The 22,174-nt window shown below is 63.4% G+C and carries 24 protein-coding genes; 12 read left to right on the top strand and 12 right to left on the bottom strand.

All coding sequences use genetic code 11. The features are described 5' to 3' along the window. Positions 1-34: 34 nt before the first annotated feature. From AC4HIX_RS08905 to mdh, 11 genes are all read right to left on the bottom strand, one after another. Positions 35-565 (bottom strand): hypothetical protein, encoded by a 531-nt coding sequence (locus AC4HIX_RS08905; RefSeq protein WP_490398721.1) that lies wholly within the window; start codon positions 563-565, stop codon positions 35-37. A 51-nt stretch (positions 566-616) separates the two neighbouring features. After that, complete coding sequence (gene lpdA / locus AC4HIX_RS08900; RefSeq protein ID WP_490398720.1) at positions 617-2,008, bottom strand: dihydrolipoyl dehydrogenase; 1,392 nt, start codon at positions 2,006-2,008, stop codon at positions 617-619. Positions 2,009-2,080: 72 nt separating this feature from the next. Further along, entirely contained in the window at positions 2,081-2,350 is a 270-nt protein-coding gene (locus AC4HIX_RS08895) for a hypothetical protein (RefSeq protein ID WP_259968614.1), read from the bottom strand. Positions 2,351-2,516: 166 nt separating this feature from the next. Next, complete coding sequence (locus tag AC4HIX_RS08890) at positions 2,517-2,927, bottom strand: MAPEG family protein (protein WP_490398719.1); 411 nt, start codon at positions 2,925-2,927, stop codon at positions 2,517-2,519. Beyond that, a complete protein-coding gene (locus AC4HIX_RS08885; RefSeq protein WP_490398718.1) occupies positions 2,924-3,196 on the bottom strand; it encodes a hypothetical protein in 273 nt (90 codons plus the stop codon). The genes AC4HIX_RS08890 and AC4HIX_RS08885 overlap by 4 nt, the downstream gene beginning before the upstream one ends. Before the next feature lie 74 nt (positions 3,197-3,270). After that, positions 3,271-4,803 (bottom strand): 2-oxoglutarate dehydrogenase complex dihydrolipoyllysine-residue succinyltransferase, encoded by a 1,533-nt coding sequence (gene odhB, locus AC4HIX_RS08880; RefSeq protein ID WP_490398717.1) that lies wholly within the window; start codon positions 4,801-4,803, stop codon positions 3,271-3,273. A gap of 12 nt (positions 4,804-4,815) precedes the next feature. Then, positions 4,816-7,767 carry a 2-oxoglutarate dehydrogenase E1 component gene (locus tag AC4HIX_RS08875; protein WP_490398716.1) on the bottom strand — a complete coding sequence of 984 codons (2,952 nt, stop codon included), beginning with the start codon at positions 7,765-7,767 and terminating at the stop codon, positions 4,816-4,818. A gap of 238 nt (positions 7,768-8,005) precedes the next feature. Beyond that, a complete protein-coding gene (sucD, locus tag AC4HIX_RS08870) occupies positions 8,006-8,890 on the bottom strand; it encodes a succinate--CoA ligase subunit alpha (protein WP_027235115.1) in 885 nt (294 codons plus the stop codon). Between the two features lie 13 nt (positions 8,891-8,903). Beyond that, positions 8,904-9,731, bottom strand: a complete 828-nt coding sequence (locus AC4HIX_RS08865) for a glycosyltransferase family 25 protein (RefSeq protein ID WP_490398715.1) — start codon at positions 9,729-9,731, stop codon at positions 8,904-8,906. 12 nt (positions 9,732-9,743) lie between these two features. Beyond that, the gene (sucC, locus tag AC4HIX_RS08860; protein ID WP_490398714.1) at positions 9,744-10,937 is read right to left on the bottom strand and encodes an ADP-forming succinate--CoA ligase subunit beta; all 1,194 of its coding nucleotides are present in this window, start codon (positions 10,935-10,937) and stop codon (positions 9,744-9,746) included. 302 nt (positions 10,938-11,239) lie between these two features. Then, a complete protein-coding gene (mdh, locus tag AC4HIX_RS08855; protein ID WP_259968620.1) occupies positions 11,240-12,202 on the bottom strand; it encodes a malate dehydrogenase in 963 nt (320 codons plus the stop codon). 158 nt (positions 12,203-12,360) lie between these two features. Between mdh and AC4HIX_RS08850 the strand changes: the two genes are divergently transcribed. Then, on the top strand, positions 12,361-13,116 hold the full coding sequence (locus AC4HIX_RS08850; protein ID WP_490398713.1) for a sulfite exporter TauE/SafE family protein: 756 nt from the start codon (positions 12,361-12,363) through the stop codon (positions 13,114-13,116). 77 nt (positions 13,117-13,193) lie between these two features. On the opposite strand, the gene AC4HIX_RS08845 is transcribed toward AC4HIX_RS08850, so the two are convergent. Further along, a complete protein-coding gene (locus tag AC4HIX_RS08845; RefSeq protein ID WP_475050217.1) occupies positions 13,194-13,508 on the bottom strand; it encodes a hypothetical protein in 315 nt (104 codons plus the stop codon). Positions 13,509-13,858: 350 nt separating this feature from the next. Between AC4HIX_RS08845 and AC4HIX_RS08840 the strand changes: the two genes are divergently transcribed. The 11 genes from AC4HIX_RS08840 (at position 13,859) to AC4HIX_RS08790 (ending at position 22,104) form a co-directional block, all read left to right on the top strand. Continuing rightward, positions 13,859-14,713 (top strand): HpcH/HpaI aldolase/citrate lyase family protein, encoded by an 855-nt coding sequence (locus AC4HIX_RS08840; RefSeq protein WP_490398712.1) that lies wholly within the window; start codon positions 13,859-13,861, stop codon positions 14,711-14,713. Positions 14,714-14,747: 34 nt separating this feature from the next. Next, positions 14,748-15,296, top strand: coding sequence for an NnrU family protein (locus tag AC4HIX_RS08835; RefSeq protein WP_490398711.1), 549 nt, complete (start codon positions 14,748-14,750; stop codon positions 15,294-15,296). A 22-nt stretch (positions 15,297-15,318) separates the two neighbouring features. Beyond that, positions 15,319-15,522, top strand: coding sequence for a DUF1737 domain-containing protein (locus AC4HIX_RS08830; RefSeq protein ID WP_019297062.1), 204 nt, complete (start codon positions 15,319-15,321; stop codon positions 15,520-15,522). Beyond that, positions 15,522-16,553, top strand: coding sequence for a MaoC family dehydratase (locus tag AC4HIX_RS08825; RefSeq protein ID WP_490398710.1), 1,032 nt, complete (start codon positions 15,522-15,524; stop codon positions 16,551-16,553). Before AC4HIX_RS08830 ends, AC4HIX_RS08825 begins: the two co-directional genes overlap by 1 nt. Before the next feature lie 127 nt (positions 16,554-16,680). Further along, positions 16,681-17,382, top strand: coding sequence for a DUF1194 domain-containing protein (locus AC4HIX_RS08820; RefSeq protein ID WP_490398709.1), 702 nt, complete (start codon positions 16,681-16,683; stop codon positions 17,380-17,382). Positions 17,383-17,576: 194 nt separating this feature from the next. Continuing rightward, entirely contained in the window at positions 17,577-17,960 is a 384-nt protein-coding gene (sdhC, locus tag AC4HIX_RS08815) for a succinate dehydrogenase, cytochrome b556 subunit (protein WP_174146112.1), read from the top strand. A 16-nt stretch (positions 17,961-17,976) separates the two neighbouring features. Then, entirely contained in the window at positions 17,977-18,348 is a 372-nt protein-coding gene (gene sdhD / locus AC4HIX_RS08810) for a succinate dehydrogenase, hydrophobic membrane anchor protein (protein WP_475050228.1), read from the top strand. 19 nt (positions 18,349-18,367) lie between these two features. Beyond that, positions 18,368-20,173 (top strand): succinate dehydrogenase flavoprotein subunit, encoded by a 1,806-nt coding sequence (gene sdhA / locus AC4HIX_RS08805; protein ID WP_490398708.1) that lies wholly within the window; start codon positions 18,368-18,370, stop codon positions 20,171-20,173. A gap of 11 nt (positions 20,174-20,184) precedes the next feature. Beyond that, the gene (locus AC4HIX_RS08800; RefSeq protein ID WP_421053361.1) at positions 20,185-20,964 is read left to right on the top strand and encodes a succinate dehydrogenase iron-sulfur subunit; all 780 of its coding nucleotides are present in this window, start codon (positions 20,185-20,187) and stop codon (positions 20,962-20,964) included. A 114-nt stretch (positions 20,965-21,078) separates the two neighbouring features. Continuing rightward, positions 21,079-21,348: a hypothetical protein gene (locus AC4HIX_RS08795; protein WP_490398707.1), complete on the top strand. Its 270-nt coding sequence runs from the start codon at positions 21,079-21,081 to the stop codon at positions 21,346-21,348. A 45-nt stretch (positions 21,349-21,393) separates the two neighbouring features. Then, the gene (locus AC4HIX_RS08790) at positions 21,394-22,104 is read left to right on the top strand and encodes a ZIP family metal transporter (RefSeq protein ID WP_490398706.1); all 711 of its coding nucleotides are present in this window, start codon (positions 21,394-21,396) and stop codon (positions 22,102-22,104) included. Positions 22,105-22,174 lie beyond the last annotated feature (70 nt).

Below are 22,174 nucleotides of genomic sequence, written 5' to 3'. Positions count from 1 at the left end.
GCGATTGGGGCAAATGCCAACTTAAATCAGGCGCCTATTTCTGCCTCGATCGGGGGATCATCAGGCTGACCAAACTCCCTGACTTCTCGCCCCAGTCCGGAAATACGTAAACGGATACTCCCCAGCGCTGAGGCGAGGCCACTTGTCCATTCATCCATGCGCGAAACAGTACATTGTCGCCCAAGGTCGCTTTGGGGTCAAAGGCCAGTTCCGGGAATGCAGAGGTCACGACCTCTTCGATGCCGGAGGCCAGCACGTCGCCTTCGGCTTCTGTGAGAGCATACGGTGCGTTCGTCGAAATGGTGCAGGAGTACTCATCCAGAACAAGAAAGCTCGCCGAAACAGGATCTGCCCACCGTCTCTCCTGCGGAAACAGATCCGTTCTTACCAGTCCCAGTTCTGAAGGAGGAGTATCCAGTTCACCCCGGTAAAAAGGGGCACAGGCTTGTGTAAACAGCTCAACAGTACGCTCAACGCGGTTGGGCGCGCCGTGCAGCACCTGGGCAATAAGCAAGCCTGTTGCGAGGCCTGCTGTGCTTACTGACAGTAAGATCTTGAGTTTCAAAGAACAGTCCTGAAATGAGCCCGGCCCCGCTTAGGGGCCGGGCTTTAGCGATCAGCTGTGGATCGGCCCGTCGCCGCAGGCCAGCGCGGCCTCGCGCACGGCTTCCGAGTAGGTCGGATGCGCGTGGCATGTCAGCGCCACATCCTCAGCCGAAGCGCCGAACTCCATCGCCACGCACAGCTCGTGGATCAGGTCGCCCGCCGCCGGGCCGATGATCGCTGCGCCCAGGATGCGGTCAGTTTCCTTGTCGGCGATGATCTTGACGAAACCGCCCTCGGCCTGGTGCACCGCCTTGGCGCGGGCGTTGCCCATGAACATGAACTTGCCGACCTTGATCTTCTTCCCCTCGGCTTTCAGCGCATCCTCGGTCGCGCCCACGGTGGCCACTTCCGGCGTGGTGTAGACGACGCCCGGAATGACGCCATAGTTCACGTGGCCGTGCTTGCCCGCGATCACCTCGGCCACGGCCATGCCCTCATCCTCGGCCTTGTGCGCCAGCATCGGGCCTTCGATCACGTCGCCGATGGCATAGATGCCCTTGATGTTGGTGGCCCAATGGCCGTCAGTAGCGATCTGGCCGCGTTCGGTCATCTTGATGCCCAGATCGTCCAGCCCCAGGCCGTCGCTATAGGGTTTGCGGCCGGTGGCGACCAGCACCACATCGGCGTCCAGCGTGACCTCGTCGCCGCCCTTCTTGGGCTGGTACTTCACCTTGGCCTTGGTTTTGGAGGTTTCCACCCCCTGAACGGCGGCGCCCAGGATGATGTTGAGTCCCTGCTTTTCCAGGATCCGTTTGAACGAGCGTTGCACGTCCTTGTCCATGCCAGGGCAGACCGCGTCCATGTATTCCACCACGGTCACCTCGGAGCCGAGGCGGGCATAGACCGAGCCCAGCTCCAGTCCGATCACGCCGGCGCCGATCACCGCCAGTTTCTTGGGGATCTTCGGCAGTTCCAGCGCGCCGGTGGAGGAGACCACGATCTTCTCGTCGATCTCCACACCCGGAATGGAGGCGGGGACCGAGCCGGAAGCGATCACGATGTTCTTGGCCTCATGCACGTTGTCGCCGACCTGCACCTTGCCCGCCGCGGGGATTGAGGCCCAGCCCTTGATCCAGTCGATCTTGTTCTTCTTGAACAGGAATTCGATGCCGCCGGTGTTCTGGCCGATGACCTCGTCCTTGTAGGCCTTCATCTGGTCCCAATCGACCGACGGCGATTTGCCCTTGAGGCCCATATGGGCAAAGTTGTGCTCTGCCTCATGCAGCAGGTGGGTCGAGTGCAGCAGCGCCTTGGAGGGGATGCAGCCCACGTTCAGGCAGGTGCCGCCCAAGGTCTCGCGGCCTTCGACCACCGCTGTTTTCAGGCCCAGCTGGGCACAGCGGATGGCGCAAACATAGCCGCCGGGGCCGGCGCCGATTACGATGACGTCATATTGGGACATAAGTCGGTTTCCTCTTTTGGCCCCGGCTCCGTTCTTTGTCGGAGTGCGTGCTTGGGGATAGTTAATGTGTGATCAAACTGGGGTCAGCATTTTGATCGAGATATTGGTGACCCCGTCGCGTTCAAGGTGCATTGCCAATTCTTCCGAGCCGAAGAAGGCGCGGGCCTTTTCCAGGTCGGTGATCGCGAACAGCGCCACGGCGTGGTTCTTGCGGTCCGGGTCGCTCCAGACATTCATGTCGGTGATGCCCGAGGCCTGACGGTTACGCTTGTCCTGCCGGAACACGGTGAGCCAAGCGTCGAAATCGGCCACATCGGCCTGCCAGAGTACATGGGTTGCCATCGGTGTTACTCCTTTATCCTTGATGGAGGCAGGATGCCCCGGATTGGCTGGAGAGCGCTTTGATACCACTCAATAAAGGTGGAGCCAGTGGCAAGGTTTGCGGACTGGGGGCGCTGCCCCCGGCCCTGGCGGGCCTCCCCCGGAGTATTTTTGCAAAGGTGAATAATCATAGAAGCGCCGCCATCAGCATGAGGGCGGTGGCGAGGTAGCCCACGCTCCAGATCAGGCTGCGCCAGGGCACCCAGCCGAAGGCGTAGGCGGGGATATAAAGCACCCGCGCGCCGAGGTAGGCATAGGCGCAGGCCGCGGTGAAGGGCGAGCTTTTTCCTGCCAGCGTGACTGCAACACAGGCGATGGTGAAAAGGATCAGCCCTTCGAAGTGGTTGTTCATCGCGCGGTAGAGACGCGCGGTACGTCTGGAGACCTGATCCTGCAAATCGCCGCCCAGCCGGTCCCGGTCGCGGGGGCCGAGCGTCTTGCCCTTGCCAAGCTCCAGGTTGGCAGGCACCGCCATCAGGGCGATCTGGAAGACCTGTAGGAGTGCGGCAAGGGTGAGGGCGGTGAGTTCGGGAGTCATGTCTGGCGATCTTTTCGAGCTTTCACCCAAATCCAAAGTGGATAGATCCAGCCAAGAGCAGCGTACAAAGCGAAGACCTTGAAAGATGGTCTCTGCATTTGATGGATGGATTGTCCTGCGTAAGTCAACAGCGTGACGAATACGCAGAGAAACCAGATCCACAACCAGAAGGAAACCGGGCGGTTGGACTTCCATTCGAGCACGCGTTTCTTAAGCGCAAACAGTTTGGGAAGTTCCCTTTGATGGTCTGGCTCGGGCTGGTAGCTCATACCGCTCACGCAATGCTTTAAAGAAATATGCATCGGGCCGCTAATGGGCCCGATGCAACTCGAGTGCGCCCGTGTTACAGATCCATAAGCAGGCGCCGAGGATCCTCCAGCGCTTCCTTGACGCGGACCAGGAAAGTCACGGCCCCCTTGCCGTCGACGATGCGGTGGTCGTAGCTCAGCGCCAGGTACATCATCGGGCGGATCTTGATCTCGCCGTTCACAACCATCGGGCGGTCCTGGATCTTGTGCATGCCCAGGATGCCGGATTGCGGCGGGTTCAGGATCGGCGAGGACATCAGCGAGCCGTAGACGCCGCCGTTGGAGATGGTGAAGGTGCCGCCCTGCATTTCCGCCATGCTGAGCTTGCCGTCACGGGCGCGCTTGCCCTTCTCGGAGATCGCCTTTTCGATCTCGGCAAAGGACATCCGGTCGGCATCGCGGATCACCGGCACCACCAGGCCCTGCGGGGTGCCTGCCGCGACGCCCATGTGCACGAAGTTCTTGTAGACGATGTCGGTGCCGTCAATCTCGGCGTTGACTTCCGGCACTTCCTTCAGCGCGTGGCAGCAGGCCTTGGTGAAGAAGGACATGAAGCCCAGGCGCACGCCGTGCTTCTTCTCGAACTGGTCTTTGTACTGGTTGCGCAGCGCCATCACCTCGGTCATGTCCACCTCGTTGTAGGTGGTCAGGATCGCGGCGGTGTTCTGGGCGTCCTTCAGGCGCTTGGCGATGGTCTGGCGCAGGCGGGTCATCTTGACCCGCTCCTCGCGCGCGGCGTCGTCTGCAGTGACCGGGCCGCGCACCTGGGCAGGGGCCGGGGCGGACGCCGGTGCGGACTTGGCGGCGGCGAGGGCGGCCGCGACGTCTTCCTTCATGATGCGCCCGTCGCGCCCGGTTCCCTTGACTTGGCTGGCGTCGATGCCGGCTTCTGCCATCGCCTTTTCCGCCGACGGGGCGTTTTTGACGCCTGCACCAGGGCCGGTATAGGTGCCGCTGGCAGCTTCTGCGGCGGGTCCGGCATCCGTGCCGCCTGCTGCCGCGGTTTCACCCGACGACATGACGGCCAGCTTGCCGCCGGCGTTCACGGTCGCGCCTTCCTCGGCCAGGATTTCGGTCAGCACGCCGGCTGCAGGCGCGGGCACCTCGACGGACACCTTGTCGGTTTCCAGCTCGCACAGCATCTCGTCCTGCGCGACGCTGTCGCCCACCTTCTTGAACCAGGAGGAGACGGTGGCCTCGGAAACGGACTCGCCAAGCGCGGGAACCATGACCGGCACCGGGGCGCTGCCGCCGCCGGAGGACGCATCGGCCTGGGCCGGTGCCTCCGACGGTTTGCTTGCAGGCGCGGCCGGGGCCGCGGCGGCGCCGTTGGCCTCGGTCAGGGTCGCCAGCAGCGCATCGACGCCGACGGTCTCGCCTTCACCGGCGACGATTTCGCCCAGGGTGCCGGCCGCAGGGGAGGGCACCTCAACGGTCACCTTGTCGGTTTCCAGCTCGCAGAGCATTTCATCGGCGGAAACGGCGTCGCCGGGTTTCTTGAACCAAGTGGCCACGGTGGCCTCGGTCACGGATTCGCCCAGGGTGGGTACGCGGACTTCGGTTGTCATGTCTCTTTATCCTCAGATGCTCAGCGCTTCGTTCACGAGGGCTGCTTGTTGGGCTTTGTGTTCGCTGGCCAGGCCGGTTGCGGGCGAGGCCGAGGTGGCGCGGCCTGCATAGAGCGGCCGGGTGTGCTTGGCGCCGATCCGGGTCAGCACCCATTCGATGTTGGGCTCGATGAAGGTCCAGGCGCCCTGGTTCTTGGGCTCTTCCTGGCACCAGACCATTTCCGCCTGCTTGAAGCGTTCCAGCTCCTTCACCATCGAGATCGCCGGGAACGGATAGAACTGCTCCACCCGCATCAGGTAGACATCGTCGATGCCGCGGGCGTCGCGTTCCTCCAGCAGGTCGTAGTAGACCTTGCCCGAGCACATGACGACGCGCTTGATCTTGTCGTCGGCGACCAGCTGGGTGTCGGAGTTGCCTTTCTGGGCGTCATCCCACAGCACCCGGTGGAAGCTGGAACCGGTGGTGAAATCCTCGGCGCTGCTGACCGCCAGCTTGTGGCGCAGCAGCGATTTCGGCGTCATCAGAACCAGCGGCTTGCGGAAGGTGCGGTGCAGCTGGCGGCGCAGGATGTGGAAGTAGTTCGCAGGCGTGGTGCAATTGGCCACGATCCAGTTGTCCTGGCCGCACATCTGCAGGAACCGCTCCAGGCGGGCGGAGGAGTGCTCCGGCCCCTGGCCCTCGAACCCGTGGGGCAGCAGGCAGACCAGGCCGGACATGCGCAGCCATTTGCTCTCGCCCGAAGAGATAAACTGGTCGAACATGATCTGGGCGCCGTTGGCGAAGTCGCCGAACTGGGCTTCCCAGAGCGTCAGCGCGTTGGGTTCCGCCAGCGAGTAGCCGTATTCAAAGCCCAGCACCGCGTATTCGCTGAGCGCCGAGTCGATCACCTCATACTGGGCCTGGCCCGCGCGGATGTTGTTGAGCGGGTAGTAGCGCTCCTCGGTCTCCTGGTTGACGATGCCGGAATGGCGCTGCGAAAAGGTGCCGCGGGTGGCGTCCTGGCCTGCCAGCCGCACCGGGTAGCCTTCCAGCATCAGTGAACCGAACGCGAGCGCCTCACCGGTGGCCCAGTCAAAGCCTTCGCCGTTCGCAAACATTTTGCCGCGCGCGTCCAGGAAGCGGCCAACGGTGCGGTGCTGCGGGAAGCCCTCCGGCACCTGGCTCAGCGCTTTGCCGATTTCGGACAGTGTCTCAGGCTCGATCGCGGTGCGGCCGCGCTGGTAGTCGGCGTCCTTCTTGTCGAGATGCGACCAGCGCCCGTCCAGCCAGTCGGCCTTGTTGGGCTTGTAGTCCTTGCCGGCTTCGAATTCCTCATTCAGATGCGCCTGGAAGGCGGCCTTCATGTCCTCGATCTCGCCCTCGGGGATCAGCCCGTCCTTGACCAGGCGGTCGGTGTAGAGGGTGAGGGTGGTCTTGTGGCCCTTGATCTTCTTGTACATCAAGGGGTTGGTGAACATCGGCTCGTCGCCTTCGTTGTGACCGAAGCGGCGGTAGCAGAAGATGTCGATGACCACGTCCTTGTGGAACTTCTGGCGGAACTCGGTCGCCACCTTGGCGGCGTGCACCACCGCTTCCGGGTCGTCGCCATTCACGTGGAAGATCGGCGCCTCAACCACCAGCGCGTTGTCGGTGGGGTAGGGGGAGGAGCGCGAGAAGTGCGGTGCGGTGGTGAAGCCGATCTGGTTGTTCACCACGATATGCATGGTGCCGCCGGTGCGGTGGCCGCGCAGGCCCGACAGCGCAAAGCATTCCGCCACCACGCCCTGGCCCGCAAAGGCGGCGTCGCCGTGCAGCAGGATCGGCAGCACCTGGGTGCGCTCGGCGTCGCCCAGCTGGTCCTGCTTGGCGCGGACCTTGCCCAGAACCACCGGGTTCACGGCTTCCAGGTGGGAGGGGTTGGCGGTCAGCGAAAGGTGCACACTGTTGCCGTCGAACTCGCGGTCGGAGGAGGCGCCGAGGTGGTATTTCACGTCGCCGGAGCCGTCCACGTCTTCGGGTTTGAAGCTGCCGCCCTGGAATTCGTTGAAGATCGCCCGGTAAGGCTTCTGCATCACGTTGGCGAGGATGTTGAGGCGGCCGCGGTGCGGCATGCCGATTACGATGTCCTTCACACCCAGCGCGCCGCCGCGCTTGATGATCTGTTCCATCGCCGGGATCAGGCTTTCACCGCCATCAAGGCCGAAACGCTTGGTGCCGGTGTATTTGACGTGCAGGAATTTTTCGAAGCCCTCGGCCTCGACCATCTTATTGAGGATCGCCTTGCGGCCCTCGCGGGTGAAGGTGATTTCCTTGTCATAGCCCTCGATCCGCTCTTTCAGCCAGGCGGATTGCTCAGGGTCGGAAATGTGCATGTACTGCAGCGCAAAGGTGCCGCAATAGGTGCGCTTCACGATGTCGACGATCTGGCGCATGGTCGCGACCTGCAGGCCGAGCACATTGTCGATGAAGATCGGCCGGTCCATGTCGCCGCCGGTGAAGCCGTAGCTCTTGGGGTCCAGCTCAGGGTGCGGGGTGGCGGCACGCATGCCCAGCGGGTCGAGATCCGCCGCCAGGTGGCCGCGGATCCGGTAGGCGCGGATCAGCATCAGGGCGCGGATCGAGTCCAGCACCGCGCGCTGCACCTGATCGTCGGTCAGTTCAACGCCCTTGGCGGCGGCCTTTTCCTTGATCTTCTTGCCTGCCGCCTTGGCCTCAGCCGGGGCGGGCCAGTCGCCGGTCAGCGCGCCTGTCAGGTCGTCGGCGGGCATCGGCGGCCAGTCATTGCGCGCCCAGGAAGGGCCGGAGGCCTCGGCCTTCACGTCGAGCTCGGCATCGCCCATCTGGCGGAAGAACTCCGCCCAGGCGGCATCCACCGCGTTCGGGTCATTGGCGTACTGGGCATAAAGCTGCTCCAGATACTCCGCATTGTGCCCCTGCATGAAGGAGGAGGCGCGGAAGAGGTCGTTGGGGCTTTGTTCGGTCATTTTGGTGCCTCTTGCGGGTTGGGACCGTATTTGTTCTGGCCTTAGGCCACTCCCGGCAGGGTGGTGCGCAGGAGTTTCAATTGGATGAATGTGCCGCAGAACCTTGCGGCCAATCCGGTGGGGCGCACCGGCTTGGCGGCGAGGTCCTTAATTAAATGTGCTGCCCTGGCAGGAGGGGATGCCCGGCGGAGGCCGCCGGGCAATGTCCGCTTTGTGGTATGCAAAGCGGAAAGAGGCATTACTTGCCGATCGCTTTCAGAACCGCTTCGCCAAGGCCGGCCGGGCTTTCGGCGACCACGATGCCTGCGGATTTCATCGCTTCGATCTTGTCCTCGGCGCCGCCCTTGCCGCCGGCGACAATCGCGCCCGCGTGGCCCATGCGGCGGCCCGGGGGGGCGGTGCGCCCGGCGATGAAGCCTGCAACCGGCTTCTTGCGGCCCTTCTTGGCCTCATCGGCCAGGAACTGCGCGGCCTCTTCTTCGGCAGAGCCGCCGATTTCGCCGATCATGATGATGCTCTCGGTCTCATCATCGGCCAGGAACCATTCCAGCACGTCGATATGCTCGGTGCCTTTGATCGGGTCGCCGCCGATGCCGACGCAGGTCGACTGGCCCAGGCCGACGTCGGTGGTCTGCTTCACCGCCTCATAGGTCAGGGTGCCGGAGCGGGACACAACGCCGACGGTGCCGCGCTTGTGGATGTGGCCGGGCATGATGCCGATCTTGCAGGCGTCAGGCGTAATCACACCGGGGCAGTTCGGGCCGATCAGCACCGACTTGGAGTTCTCCAGCGCGCGCTTCACCTTCATCATGTCGAGAACCGGGATGCCCTCAGTGATCGCCACGATCACTTCCATTTCGGCGTCGATGGCTTCCAGGATCGAATCCGCGGCGAACGGCGGCGGCACGTAGATGACGGAGGCGTTGGCCTCGGTCTTGGCCTTGGCTTCATGCACGGAGTTGAAGACCGGCAGGTTCAGGTGGGTCTGGCCGCCTTTGCCGGGGGTCACGCCGCCGACCATCTTGGTGCCGTAGGCGATGGCCTGTTCGGAGTGGAAAGTGCCCTGCGAGCCGGTGAAGCCCTGACAGATGACCTTGGTGTTTTCGTCGATGAGGACTGCCATGTTTTTGGTTCCTTCAAGCGGTATGAGTGTGTTGGGTCTGCGGGGTGGCCAGAGAACGGCCGTCGAAGCGGATTTTTTCGAGAGTGGCCCGCCCCAAGACCACACTGGGAAGTATTCGGAAGCCGCCGCGGAACTCGTAAATCCCGCGCCGGAGTTTCTGGCGGACCAGAGGCCAGCCCTTGGGCCGGTGGCGCGCCGGGCCGATGGCGTGCTCGTCCGGGGCCTCGTTGCCCTGTTCGGCAAGCGCCGGCTGGACCTGATAAACCTTGATGCCGCGCGCAGGCAGCGAGGCGTCAAAGTTGAACAGGAGGTTGTCCAGCGTGATTTCGAACGGGCGGCTGTCCAGCAGGTGCTGCGCCGCCCGGCGGGAGATCACATAGGCCGCACCGCCTGCGTGGCGGGACAGCAGCTGGCGCACCTCGCGGCCCAGATGGGTGAAGCCGTCCTTGCCAAGCGCCACCTGCAGCTTGCGGCTGCGCCAGCGCTCGAACTTGACGATGCCGGCATCCTGCGGCCACCAGGAGAGATCCGCCAGCCAGGCGCCGGTGTCGGGCGACAGGAAGACGTCATCCTCCAGGATCAGCGCCACATCGGCGTCTGACGCCAGGAACGCCTCCCAGGCCTTGGCATGGCTCAGGGTGCAGGCCATGTCCTTGGTCTGGAAGTAGCCCCAGTTGCCCTCAGGCCGGCACTGCTGCAGCATCTCTTCGCGGCTGACTTGGGTGCTGTCCACCGCGTCAATGCGCACAGCCGAGAGCCCGGCCTGATCCAGCTCGCGCTGCATCAGCTCCGCCCGGCCCGTCGCCTGCTGCAAGCCTATGAGGTAAACAGCCGCCTTCACCGGATCTGGCCCTTAGCCCTTAACCGCCTTCACGATCTTCTCGGCGCCGTCCTTGAGGTCGTCGGCGGCGATCACGTCGAGGCCGGAGGTGTTGATGATCTCCTTGCCTTTCTCGACGTTGGTGCCTTCAAGGCGGACCACCAGCGGTACCTTCAGGCCGACTTCCTTGACCGCGGCAACCACGCCCTCGGCGATCACGTCGCAGCGCATGATGCCGCCGAAGATGTTGACCAGAATGCCTTTGACGTTTTCGTCGGAGGTGATGATTTTGAACGCCTCGGTCACCTTTTCCTTGGTGGCGCCGCCGCCCACGTCGAGGAAGTTGGCAGGCTCCGCGCCATACAGCTTGATGATGTCCATGGTCGCCATCGCCAGGCCCGCGCCGTTCACCATGCAGCCGATCTCACCGTCCAGCGCGATGTAGTTCAGGTCGTACTTGGAGGCTTCCAGCTCTTTCGGGTCTTCTTCGGTGGTGTCGCGCAGCTCGGCGACGTCGGAATGGCGGTAGACCGCGTTGCCGTCAAAGCCGACCTTGGCGTCCAGCACCTTGAGGTTGCCGTCGTCGCTGACGATCAGCGGGTTGATCTCCAGCATCTCCATGTCCTTCTCGACGAAGGCTTTGTAGAGCTGGCCCATCAGCTTGACGCACTGCTTGACCTGCTGGCCTTCGAGACCCAGCGAGAAGGCGATGCGGCGGCCGTGGTAGGGCTGGTAGCCGGTGGCCGGGTCAACGGAGAAGGACAGGATCTTTTCCGGGGTGGCGGCGGCCACTTCCTCGATGTCCATGCCGCCCTCGGTGGAGCAGACAAAGGAAATGCGCGAGGTCTGGCGGTCGACCAGCAGCGCCAGGTACAGTTCCCGCTCGATGCCGGAGCCGGCCTCGATGTAGATGCGGTTCACCTGCTTGCCCGCCGGGCCGGTCTGATGGGTGACCAGGGTGCGGCCCAGCATCTTCTTGGCTTCTTCGGCAGCTTCCTCCACCGATTTGGTCAGGCGCACGCCGCCTTTTTCGCCGGCATCGGCTTCCTTGAAGGAGCCTTTGCCGCGGCCGCCTGCGTGGATCTGTGCCTTCACGACCCACAGCGGTCCGTCGAGCTCACCGGCGGCGGTTTTGGCTTCCTCGGCCCGCAGCACCACGCGTCCGTCGGACACCGGTGCGCCGTAGCTGCGAAGAAGGGCTTTGGCCTGATATTCGTGGATGTTCATCTGAAACTGTCCCGTCTGGCTGCAATTGTCTGCTGTTCAATAGGCCGTGTTAAAGCCAAGTGTTAAAGGCTTATTTGACGGGAGACGGGGAAATGGTGAAGATTTTCAGGTTTTGTGATCACAGGTTTTGGGGGTGTGATCACAATTTACCGGAGGCTTAACGGCGGTGATTCGAGCCGTGGCCGGAAGGCCGCCGCCGCCGCATCATAGGCCAAAAGCGTCAGCCGCCGGACCGGGACGCTGCGGCAAAAGAAAAGGGCCCGCCAGATGCGGGCCCTTTGAGCTGTCGCTCGGTGCTGTGCTTAGGCCAGGGAGCTGTCGATGCCCTTGCAGGCCTCGACCAGGCCTTTCACCGCGTTGACCGAGTTGTCGAACATGGTCTGCTCTTCTTCGGTCAGCTGGATGTCGACGATCTTTTCGATGCCGCCGGCGCCGATCACGGTGGGCACGCCCACATACATGTCGCTGACGCCGATCTCACCGGTGCAATAGGCGGCGCAGGGCAGCACGCGCTTCTGGTCTTTCAGGTAGGCTTCGGCCATTTCGATCGCCGAGGTCGCCGGCGCATAGAAGGCGGAGCCGGTTTTCAGCAGGCCGACGATTTCGGCGCCGCCGTCACGGGTGCGCTGCACGATGGCGTCGAGCTTGTCCTGGGTGGTCCAGCCCATCTTGACCAGGTCGGGCAGCGGGATGCCGGCCACGGTGGAGTAGCGCACAGACGGCACCATGGTGTCGCCATGGCCGCCCAGCACGAATGCGGTGACGTCTTTCATGGAGACGCCGAATTCCTCGGCCAGGAAGTGGCGGAAGCGGGCGGAGTCCAGCACGCCGGCCATGCCGCAAACCTTGTTGTGGGGCAGGCCGGAGAACTCGCGCAGGGCCCAGACCATCGCGTCCAGCGGGTTGGTGATGCAGATCACGAAAGCGTCCGGCGCGTGGTCGCGGATGCCTTCACCCACGGATTTCATCACCTTGAGGTTGATGCCCAGCAGGTCGTCGCGGCTCATGCCCGGTTTGCGCGGCACGCCGGCGGTCACGATGCAGACGTCGGCGCCTGCGATGTCCTCATAGGACTGGGTGCCCTTGAGGGAGGCGTCGAAGCCCTCGGACGGACCGGATTCCGCGATGTCCAGCGCTTTGCCTTCGGGGGTGCCTTCGGCGATGTCGAAAAGAACAACGTCGCCCAGTTCCTTGAGGGCTGCGAGGTGCGCGAGGGTGCCGCCGATCTGACCTGCGCCGATGAGGGCGATTTTGGGTCGTGCCATTGGTAAATGTCTCCGGTCCGGTTGAAATTTCCTGATGCCTACGGCGTAAACCCGGGCCGTGCAAGGGTTCTGCGCTGCGGCATAGGGTGCGGTATACTTGCGTATGCCGAAGTGATACCGCTAAACGGTCTTTAATTCAGGGCTTTCAGGGGCGGGCTATGGCGGCATTTGATGCGATGTTTTTCGTTTTTGCCATTCCTGCGGTCGTTTTTGCGGGCGTCTCCAAGGGCGGTTTCGGTTCCGGCGCGGCCTTTGCTTCGGGGGCGATTCTGGCGCTGGTGCTGGAGCCCGGAATGGCGCTGGCGCTGATGCTTCCGCTGTTGATGCTGATCGACGTGGCGACGCTGAAACCCTATTGGGGGCGCTGGAACATGGGGGCCGCGCTGCTGCTGATTGCGGGCGGGCTGCCGGGGGTGGCGCTGGGGGCGTGGCTTTACACCTCGGTCGCTGCCGATGCGATGCGGGTGCTGATCGGCGCGGTGGCAGTGGGGTTCGTGCTGTGGCAGCTGCGCGCCCGGCTTGGGTTGCGGGCCGTGGCGGCGCGGCCGCTTTCGCGCCTTGCAGGTCTCGCTGCCGGGCTGGCAGTGGGGTTTACCAGTTTTGTCAGCCATGCCGGCGGGCCGCCGGCGGCGGTCTATCTCCTCAGCCTGAGGTTACGGAAGACTGAGTATCAGGCGAGCACGGTACTGATTTTCTGGGCGATCAACATTGCCAAGGCGGTGCCTTATGCCGCGCTGGGGCTGTTCACACGTGAAACGCTGATGCTGGATCTGATGCTGGCGCCCTTTGCGCTGCTCGGGGCCTGGCTGGGGGTGAAGCTGCATCACAGCATCCCGGAGCGCTGGTTCTTTGCGCTGACCTATGTGCTGCTGATGGTGACCGGCAGCAAGCTGATCTGGGACGGGCTGGCCTGAAGCCCCCTTCAGGCGCAGCCCGCCGTGGCGTTCCCGGCCACTGTAACCGCGGCCTGGAAACCTGCCTCAATAACTGCTCAGACGTCGCTGTCTGCTTTTGGCAGTGCTTCTGCGAGCACCTCATAAGACTGGCCGGAGGCCACCAGGCAGGTCATGCCGTTGGGAGTGGTCACGGTGATGGTCCAGCTGCCGGTTTCGTCCGACGCAAAGGTTTCCATCACCATGCCTTGCTGGCCCATGCCGATGCTCTGGCGGCTTTCGCCGTATTTCTCGGCCAGGCGTTTCACCACCGCATCGCGGGGAGCGCAATTGCGGCTTTGCGCGGCGGCGGGGGCCGCGGCCAGAGTGACGGCGGCCAGGACGGCCGGCAGTGCAAATTTTGTCCTTTTCATCTCGTTTTACCCTTTCCGGAACGGCCGGACAGGGCAGGGTGCCGGACGGCAGCCCCCGTATCCCTGAGCGGGCCGGTGTGTGACGCAATTCGTGTCGCAGGCCCCATGCCTGCGGGCAGCAGGGGCGGCCCTGATTGGGCGGCGGAGATCCTGTGCCGTGGTACCCTTAACTTTGCCTGTCAGGTGCTGATAAGTGGTTAACCCTGAGGGCGCCGGAAAAGCACACGTTTTATCAGAGGCTTGCTGCAATTGCGGGGAAAGTTACGCTGCGCTGCGGCGGAATTGTACTTGAAAGTATAAAATCGAATCTGTACCGCTTTACGCAATAAAATAACTTTTGGAGAGCTTGCATGGACCCGCGCGCGCGCCCTTACCGTTCGGTTTTGTATATTCCCGGTTCCAAGCCGCGCGCGCTGGAGAAGGCCAAGACTCTGCCGGTGGATGCTGTGATCTTTGACCTGGAAGACGCGGTGTCGGTGGATGAAAAACCGAATGCCCGCGCAACCTTGGCGCAGGCGCTGGAGGCGGGCGGCTTTGGCGCGCGGATGAAAATCGTGCGGATTAACGGGCTGGACACCGAATGGGGCCGCGAGGACGCCATCGCGGCGGCCAAAATGGATTGCGACGCGATTCTGCTTCCCAAGGTGAACGCGCCGGAAGATCTGGACGCGCTGGCAGAGATCACTGGTGACATCCCGCTGTGGGCGATGATGGAAACCCCGCGCGGCATGCTGAATGCCGCCGCCATCGCGGCGCACCCCAAGCTGCAGGGCATGGTAATGGGCACCAATGACCTCGCCAAGGAGCTGCAGACCCGCTACCGCCCCGACCGGATGCCGATGATGGCAGGGCTGGGCCTGTGCCTGCTGGCGGCCAAGGCCGAGGGGCTGGTGATCGTCGATGGTGTTTACAACGCCTTCAAGGATGCCGAAGGGCTGGCCGCGGAATGCGCGCAGGGCCGCGACATGGGCTTTGACGGCAAGACCCTGATCCACCCGGCGCAGGTGGAGGTGGCCAATGCCGCCTTTGCCCCGACCGAGCGCGAGATCGATACCTCCCGCCGCCAGATTGCCGCATTCGACGAGGCGCAGGCCGCAGGGCAGGGTGTTGCCGTGGTCGATGGCAAGATAGTCGAGAACCTGCATGTGGCGACGGCGCGCGAAATCCTGGCAAAAGCGGATGCAATCGCCGCGCTTTCCGCATAGGTGTTAACAAGCTTAACATCTAAGAGGGGCTGATATGGCGCTTTTGATCCTGGGACTTCTGCTGTGGTGGGGCGGCCACCTGTTCAAACGGCTGGCGCCGGATATGCGCGCCTCTATGGGCAATGCCGGGCGCGGCGTAGTGGCGCTGGTGCTGGTTGCCGGTATTGTGCTGATGGTGCTGGGCTACCGCGGCATGGAATTCATCCATGTGTGGGCGCCGCCGTCCTTCATGGTGCATATCAACAACCTGCTGGTGCTGATCGCCATCTATATGATGAGCCCGGCGCCCAAGAAAGGCGCGCTGCTGAATGGCATGCGCCATCCGATGCTGGGAGGTTTCAAGCTCTGGGCCGCGGCGCACCTGCTGGTCAATGGCGATCTGGCCTCGATCATCCTGTTCGGCGGGCTGCTGGCCTGGGCAGTGGTTGAGGTCATCGTGATCAACCGCTCCGAACCGGAGTGGCAGCCGGGCCCCAAGGGCACCATCGCCAAGGACGGGATGTTCTTCCTGGCCTCGATTGTGCTGCTGGCGGTGATTGGCTACGTCCACGGGCTGATCGGGCCGTCGCCGTTTCCGGGATAGGCCCTGAGCAGGAGAGAAAGCCATGAAACTGTACCGATTTTTGTCCGAGGACGACACCTCTGCCTTTTGCCACAAGGTGACTGATGCGCTGAACAAGGGCTGGGAGCTGCACGGCAGCCCGACCCAGGCCTTTGATCCCGTCAAGGGGATCATGCGCTGCGGCCAGGCGGTGGTGAAAGAGGTGGACGGAACCTACACCCCTGAGACCAAACTGGGAGAACACTGATGGCCAAGACCAATCCGGGCCGGTTTTTCGAAGACTATACCGTCGGCGAAGTGATCCGCCATGCAGTGCCCCGCACTGTATCGGGCGGAGAGCGGGCGCTGTACCACGCGCTATACCCGGCGCGCCATGCGCTGTATTCTTCGGATGAATTTGCCCGGGCCTCTGGTCTGCCCTCGGCGCCGCTGGACGATCTGGCGGCCTTCCACGTGGTGTTCGGCAAGACAGTGCCGGACATCTCCCTCAATGCGCTGGCGAACCTCGGCTATGCCGAGGGGCGCTGGCTGCTGCCGGTCTACCCGGGCGACACGCTGCGCTCTGAGTCCGAGGTGATCGGGCTCAAGCAGAACTCCAACGGCAAGTCGGGTGTGGTCTATGTGCGCACCCGCGGGCTGAACCAGCGCAGCGAGTGCGTGATGGAATACGTGCGCTGGGTGATGGTGCGCAAACGCGACCTGGAAGCACCGGCGCCGGAGACGGTGATCCCCGAGGTGAACAAGGTGATCCCGGCGGAGCAGCTGGTGGTCCCGGCCGGGCTGGATTTCAGCAATTACGATTTCACCTTGGCCGGCGAGCCGCACCGCTGGGGCGATTACGAGGCGGGCGAGACCATCGACCATGTGGACGGCGTCACCATCGAGGAAGCCGAGCACATGATGGCGACCCGCCTGTGGCAGAACACCGCCAAGGTGCATTTCGACACGACGGCGCGCCCCGATGGCACCCGGCTGATTTACGGCGGTCATGTGATCTCGATGGCGCGCACGCTGAGCTTCAACGGGCTGGCCAACGCGCAGATGATCGTGGGCCTGAATGGCGGCGCGCATGCCAATCCCTGCCTGTCGGGCACGACCGTGCGGGCCTGGTCGGAGGTGCTGGACAAGGCCGATACAGACGCGCCGGGTGTCGGCGCGATCCGGTTGAGGCTGGTGGCGACCAAGGGCGGTGCGCCTTTTGAGTTGAAGGGCGAAGACGGCAAGTACCTGCCGGATGTGCTGCTGGATCTCGACTACTGGGCCTTGATGCCGAAGTAACCGGGCAGGGGGCTTTGCCCCCTCGCAGGCTGCGCCTGCTCACCCCCAGGATATTTTCAGCCAGATGAACAGGGGGGCTGGCAGAAATGTGATGACCCTTGGTGCAATTGCCGCTTAAGCTGGCGGCATGCGGGTTTTGCAGCTTCTGGTTTTCTCCATGCTCTCCCTCTGGCCGCTGCGCACGGCGGCCTGCGATCTGGCATTGGTGCTGGCGGTGGATGTCTCTGGTTCCGTTGATGCCGATGAATACCGCATTCAGATGGACGGTTTGGCGGCGGGGCTGCGCGACGGGGTGGTCTCTGAGGCGCTGGTCAAAGCGCGTGCCCAGGTTCTGCTGCTGCAGTGGTCGGGCGAGTCGCGTCAGGAGGTGACGCTGCCTTGGGCGCAGGTGCGCAGCTTTGCCGAAGTAGAAGCGCTGGCGCGGCGGATCGAACAGGCGCCGCGGCCCTGGCGCAATTACTCCACCGCGGTCGGCGAGGCGCTGTTTCTGGCGGTGGAGCAGTTCGCCGCTGTGCCGGAGTGCACGCGCAAGGTGATCGACATTTCCGGCGACGGGTTCTCCAACGAAGGGGTCGAGCCGCGCGAGGCGCATGGCGCGCTGTCGGCGCTGGGGGTGACCGTGAACGCCATCGCCATCGAGCAGAGCGAGCCGGACCTGACCGCCTATTTCTTTGAGAACGTGATCCGCGGTGAGGGGGCGTTTGTGGTCACCGCTGCCAGCTTTGCCGACTACCCGTCACGCATCCGCAAGAAGCTGGTGCGGGAGGTGGCGCGGCAGACGGCAGCGGCCCGGCAGCAGGGCGGCAAGACCGTGGCAGCTTTGCAGTGATTTGCAGAAGGGGCTGTGATTCTGCAAAAGATTTCCAATGAGGTGTTTTGTGATCACTAAATATTTGCTGTGATCACAACACGTGACGTTTTAGCGCCAACAGCACGGAAACCTGCTGTTTTTAACCGTTCGGTCGGGTGACACGCCGTAAAAATCGGCTAAAACGTCGTCAGCCAACCTGAAAAGGAGCCAACATGGCCGATGTCAATCGGGGCAACCGCCCGCTTTCGCCGCATTTGCAGGTCTACCGCCCGCAGCTGACCTCCGTGACGTCGATCCTTACGCGGATCACAGGCAACGCGCTGATCGTCTCGGCGCTGCTGATCGCCTGGTGGTTCCTGGCGGCCGCAACCTCGCCCGAATACTTCGCCACTGCCAACGGCCTGCTGACCAGCTGGTTCGGCGATCTGGTGATGACCCTGTCGGTGCTGGGCCTGTGGTATCACACGCTGGCCGGCATCCGGCACCTGATCTGGGACAACGGCTACATGCTGGATCTGGAGCAGGCCGAGAAACTGGGCTGGATTGTCGTGATCGGCTCGGCGGTTCTGACCGTACTCACCATTATCATCGTCTAAGCTGGGGACACACGCGATGCGATATCTGACTGACCGCAAACGCGCCGTTGGCATGGGCGCTGCAAAATCCGGAACCAGCCACCACTGGTCGATGCAGGTGAGCTCCATCGCTCTGCTGATCCTGGTGCCGCTGTTTGTTTTCACCTTCGGCTCTGCGCTGGGCGGCTCCTATGAGGAAATCACCGCCTATTATTCCCGCCCGTTCCCGGCACTGGTGGCCGTGCTGACCATCTGGGTCGGCATGATGCACTTTAAATCCGGCGCCCAGATCATGATCGAGGACTATGTCCACGGCTTTAAAGGCCGCCTGGCGATCATCCTGGTCAAATGCCTGTCCTATGCCGTCGCCGCGACCAGCGCCTACGCGCTGATCCGCTTGGCCCTGTAACTCCCCGAGGTCTTTTTCAATGGCTGCTTACGAATACGAAACACATGAATATGACGTGGTCGTGGTTGGCGCCGGCGGGGCTGGCCTCCGCGCGACGCTGGGCATGGCGGAACAGGGCCTGCGCACCGCTTGCGTGACCAAGGTGTTCCCGACCCGCTCCCACACCGTGGCGGCGCAGGGCGGCATTGCCGCGTCCCTGGGCAACATGGGCCCGGACAGCTGGCAGTGGCACATGTATGACACCGTCAAGGGCTCCGACTGGCTGGGCGACACCGACGCCATGGAATACCTGGCGCGTGAGGCGCCCAAGGCGGTGTACGAGCTGGAACATTACGGTGTGCCGTTCTCGCGCACCGAGGAAGGCAAGATCTATCAGCGCCCGTTCGGCGGCCACACCACCGAATTCGGCGAAGGCCCCGCGGTGCAGCGCACCTGTGCGGCGGCTGACCGGACCGGCCACGCGATCCTGCACACGCTGTATGGTCAGAGCCTCAAGAACAATGCCGAGTTCTACATCGAGTATTTCGCCATCGACCTGATCATGTCCGAGGACGGGCAGTGCCAGGGCGTGGTGTGCTGGAAGCTCGACGACGGCACTATGCATGTCTTCAACGCCAAGATGGTGGTGCTGGCGACCGGCGGTTACGGCCGCGCCTATTTCTCGGCCACTTCGGCGCATACCTGCACCGGCGACGGTGGCGGTATGGTAGCGCGCGCAGGGCTTGCGCTGCAGGACATGGAGTTCGTGCAGTTCCACCCGACCGGCATCTACGGCTCCGGCTGCCTGATCACCGAGGGTGCGCGCGGCGAGGGCGGCTACCTGACCAACTCCGAGGGCGAACGCTTCATGGAGCGCTATGCGCCCCAGTACAAGGATCTGGCGCCGCGCGACTATGTCAGCCGCTCGATGACCATGGAGATCCGCGAGGGCCGCGGTGTGGGCGCTGAGGGCGACCATATCCACCTGAACCTCTCCCACCTGCCGGCCGAGGCGCTGGCGGAGCGGTTGCCGGGTATTTCGGAAAGCGCCAAGATCTTTGCCGGCGTGGATGTGACCAAGGAGCCGATCCCGGTTCTGCCGACCGTGCACTACAACATGGGCGGCATTCCGACCAACTACTGGGGCGAGGTCCTGAACCCGACCGCCGACGACCCGACCGCGGTGGTGCCGGGCCTGATGGCCGTGGGCGAGGCGGGCTGTGCCTCGGTGCATGGCGCCAACCGGCTGGGCTCCAACTCGCTGATTGACCTTGTGGTCTTTGGCCGCGCCTCCGCCATTCGCGCGGGCAAGGTTGTGGACGCCGATGCGGCAAACCCGGTGCTGAACCAGGCCTCCGTCGACAAGGCGTTCGACCGCTTCGACACCCTGCGCAACGCCAATGGCGGCATCCCGACCGCGGACCTGCGGCTGGAGATGCAGAAGTGCATGCAGGCGGACGCAGCGGTGTTCCGCACCTCCAAGACCATGGCGGAAGGCGTCGAGAAGATGACCGCGATCGCGGCCAAGCTCGATGACCTGAAGGTGACCGACCGCTCGCTGGTCTGGAACTCCGACCTGATGGAGACGCTGGAGCTGACCAACCTGATGCCGAACGCGCTGGCCACCATCGTTGGCGCCGAAGCGCGCAAGGAAAGCCGCGGTGCCCATGCGCATGAGGACTTCACCGACCGCGACGACGACAACTGGCGCGTCCACACCGTCTCGCGCGTGGAGGGCAACAAGGTTGATCTGTCCTACCGCCCGGTGGTGGTCGACCCGCTGACCACCGAGGATGAAGGCGGCATCAGCCTCAAGAAAATCGCGCCCAAGGCGCGGACGTTCTAAGGAGACAGACCATGGTTCAATTCAGCCTCCCCAAGAACTCCAAGATCACCACCGGCAAGACCTGGCCCAAGCCGGAGGGCGCCAGCAATGTGCGCAAGTTCAAGATCTACCGCTGGAACCCGGATGACGGGAAAAACCCGCAGGTCGACACCTATTTCGTCGATATGGACAGCTGCGGCCCTATGGTCCTGGACGCGCTGATCAAGATCAAGAACGAGATCGACCCTACGCTGACCTTCCGCCGCTCCTGCCGCGAAGGGATCTGCGGTTCCTGCGCGATGAACATCGACGGCATCAACACGCTAGCCTGCATCTATGGCATGGATGAGATCAAGGGCGACGTGGCGATCTATCCGCTGCCGCATATGCCGGTGGTCAAGGACCTGATCCCGGACCTGACGCATTTCTATGCTCAGCATGCCTCGATCATGCCGTGGCTGGAGACTAAGACCAACCGACCCGCGAAAGAGTGGAAGCAGTCGATCGAGGACCGCAAGAAGCTGGACGGGCTTTATGAGTGTGTGATGTGCGCCAGCTGCTCGACCTCCTGCCCGAGCTACTGGTGGAACGGCGACCGTTACCTGGGGCCGGCTGCCCTTCTGCATGCCTACCGCTGGATCATCGACAGCCGCGACGAGGCAACGGGCGAGCGTCTGGATCAGCTGGAAGATCCGTTCAAGCTGTACCGCTGCCACACCATCATGAACTGCGCCAAGACCTGTCCCAAGGGCCTGAACCCGGCCAAGGCGATTGCGCATATCAAGAAGATGATGGTCGAACGCACCGTTTGATTTCCAGAAGGGCTGATCCGCAAGGTTCCGCCGCACCGGAATCATGAAAATTGCATGGCCCCCGGTTTCCTGCGAAACCGGGGGTGTGTTTTTGGCAGGCATTGGATTTCGGGCATGAAACAACTTGTATGCGCTGCGGGCGCACTGACCCTGCTGACTGGCTGCATGACGGCAACGGATCACGACCGCATCGGCGCCCAGCTGGCGGCGACCGATGCCAAGATCCCTGGCTGTATCGCGGCTGCGGGCATCACCGGGCAATACCGGGTGCGCACGGAGTTTCTGGGCCATGGGGCAGGGGCGACAGTGCTGCGAACGGTGCAGCCGGGGGTTAACGTGACCGAGGCGCAGGCGGCACAGGCGACGTCCTGCATCAATACCTGACGCGAAGCGGTTGAGCAGCAGCGGCTGCCACCCTAAGGTGCCGGAATGCAACCGCATTTCTATGCAATTTTTCTGGCTGGCCTTGCCGGCCTTTCGATGCCGCTGGGCGGGTTTCTTGCCTGGTGCGAGCATATCCGCAACCCGACGCTGCGGGACGACGTGCTGCACGCCATCGCGGCCTTCGGCGGCGGCGCGCTCACTTCGGCAGTGGCGCTGGTGCTGGTGCCGGAGGGGGCTCAAGCTTTGCCAGCCGTGCTGGCTGTGCTGCTGTTTGCGGCGGGCGGCGGCGTATTCTATCTGGCCGATACCGTGCTGCAAAAACGCGGCGGCAGCGGCGCGCTTTTACTGGCCATGCTGCTGGACTACGTGCCCGAGGCGATGGCGCTGGGGGCGATGCTGGTGGCGGATGCCGCCACCGCCTGGCTGCTGGCGCTAATGATCTTTCTGCAAAACCTGCCGGAGGGCTTTGCCGCCTTCCGCGAGGTCTGGAGCGGTGACAGCCCGGCCTGGCACGTGCTGCTGGCCTTTGTGGGGCTGGCGGCACTGGGGCCGGTCTGCGCGCTGGCGGGGCTGGTCTGGCTGGCAGAGGCCCACGCGGTGCTGGGGGGCATCATGGTTTTTGCGGCGGGCGGCATCCTCTACCTGCTGTTTCAGGACATCGCCCCCAAAGCGCATTCGAACCGCAGCAGCGTGCCGGCACTGGGCGCGGTTGCAGGCTTTGCGCTGGGGCTGGCGGGGCATTTGCTGACAGTTTGATACCCCTCTGGGTTGCTGCAATGCAGCAACTGCATGCCGCCTTTGCAAAATGGGTGGCTGCATCTGAGAC

This window comes from Leisingera sp., from assembly GCF_982940295.1.
This window is presented reverse-complemented; position numbering and strand designations above follow the sequence as displayed.